Origin of the sequence: Arthrobacter sp. HMWF013, from assembly GCF_003061105.1 — a bacterium.
Lineage (GTDB): Bacteria > Actinomycetota > Actinomycetes > Actinomycetales > Micrococcaceae > Arthrobacter.
In genome coordinates this window covers 1-1,718 of record NZ_QAIQ01000167.1, presented here as the reverse complement: position 1 = coordinate 1,718, position 1,718 = coordinate 1, and the positions used below count along the sequence as shown (strand labels likewise).

Sequence of the window (1,718 nt, the reverse complement as noted above, 5' to 3'; positions counted from 1 at the left end):
TGAACGAACCGGAGGAACACCTCAGCGTTCGCGACCTTGTCACCGAGGACCTCGCCCTGATCCCCCGCCGTTACCGTGGGGCGCTGCTCAGCAAGCCCTGGCTGAAAGTCAACAGGTTCGAGGACATCGCGGATCTGTGGACCGAACAGCTGCCGCCGGACCGCCGGGTGGAGCTCCTGACCGCGCTCGCCCTGGCCAACCCGCACACAGATTTGCTCGTGGTGGACTCCCCGGACCGCCACAGCGCCCACGCGGCGGATTGGCTCCCGAGACTTGAAGAGCTGGCGTACGACGGCGGCCGGCCGCTCGCCGTCGTCGTCACCGTTACTGCCCTCCCGGCAGGGTGGAAGGGACCGGCGGCAGTCATCGGCAACTCCATCCGCCACCCCGGGGGCGTTCCGGCCAGGTCGCTCGACAACGACCTCCGACTCGAAACCGAGGATGCCAAGTGACTGTTCTGCGGCTTGCCCGTTCCGAACTCAAGAGGATGACCGGCGGGCTGCTGCCTAAGCTGACCATCCTGGCGCTCATCATGGTGCCGCTCCTCTATGGAGCCGTGTACCTGTACGCCAACTGGAATCCTTATGGGAACCTGAACCAGATCGACGCTGCCCTGGTGGTGGAAGACACCGGCGCCACGTCCGGCGACGGCACAGAACTGCAGGCGGGCCGGAAGGTGGCGGACGGGCTGGTGGACGGCAACGTCTTCAACTGGACGCCGGTAGGCACAGCAGCGGAGGCGGATCAGGGAGTCAGCAGCGGCAAGTACGCCTTCGCACTGAAGATCCCGCAGGACTTCTCCACCAATCTGGTCTCACCAGGCAGCTTCGATTCGGCCAGCCAGGCCATGCTGAACGTCACCACCAACGATGCCAACAACTACCTGCTGAGCACCATCGTGGACAAGCTGACCACTGCCGTCCACAGCACCGTTGCCAAGGAGGTGGGCGAAGAGACCGCCAACCAGTTGCTCACCGGTTACGGCACCATCCACGCCCAGATGCTCGAGGCGGCCGGAGGCGCGGGGCAGCTTGCCGACGGCGTTGCTTCCCTCCGTGACGGCACCATCGCCCTGCACGCGGGCACCAGCGAACTGCAGGCGGGGGCGGGGGAACTCTACGCCGGGCAGCTGAAACTCCGGGATGGCGCAAACCAGCTGACCGACGGCGCCGGACAGCTCAGCAGCGGGCTCTCCGTGCTCAAGGACAGGACGGCCACGCTGCCGACGGATTCCCGGACGCTCGCCAACGGCGCCGCTCAGGTGGCCGCCGGAAACGCCCTGCTGAACACCAGGATCCAGGGCGTTCTCACCCAGCTTGATGCCGCCGACCAGGGACTCCGGACCCGGGTCAGCGAATCGAACGCACGCCTGGTGGCCGAGCAGGTCATCACCCAGGCGCAGGCCGACAGAATCCTGGCCGACTTTGACGCCGCAGCCGCCTCCGGCCCGGTTGCCGCAGCGAAAACGGCCATCCAGGCCGACGCTGCGCAGATCCAGCATCTCGCGGACGGCTCCGAAGCAGTGAGCGTGGGCGCGGCCCAGCTCGCTGCGGCAACCCCCGCCCTCAGGGATGCTGTTGGCCAGGCCTCCGCAGGCGCCGACCAGCTCCATACCGGCGCAGCCACCCTGGCCACCGGACAGCAGGCGGCCCTCGACGGCGCCGGGCGCCTGGCTGACGGAGCGGGGACGCTCGACGCCGGCGCGGGGCAGGTTGAGG

The 1,718-nt window shown here is 68.0% G+C and carries 1 protein-coding gene and 1 pseudogene; both read left to right on the top strand.

Going from position 1 to position 1,718, the window contains the following annotated elements; all coding sequences use genetic code 11:
• Positions 1-452 (top strand): annotated as a pseudogene (locus DBR22_RS07420) (ABC transporter ATP-binding protein); the annotation flags it as partial.
• Positions 449-1,718: YhgE/Pip domain-containing protein (locus DBR22_RS07415; protein WP_219928086.1), on the top strand; the 1,270-nt coding region annotated here is incomplete at its 3' end. The pseudogene DBR22_RS07420 and the gene DBR22_RS07415, both read left to right, overlap by 4 nt.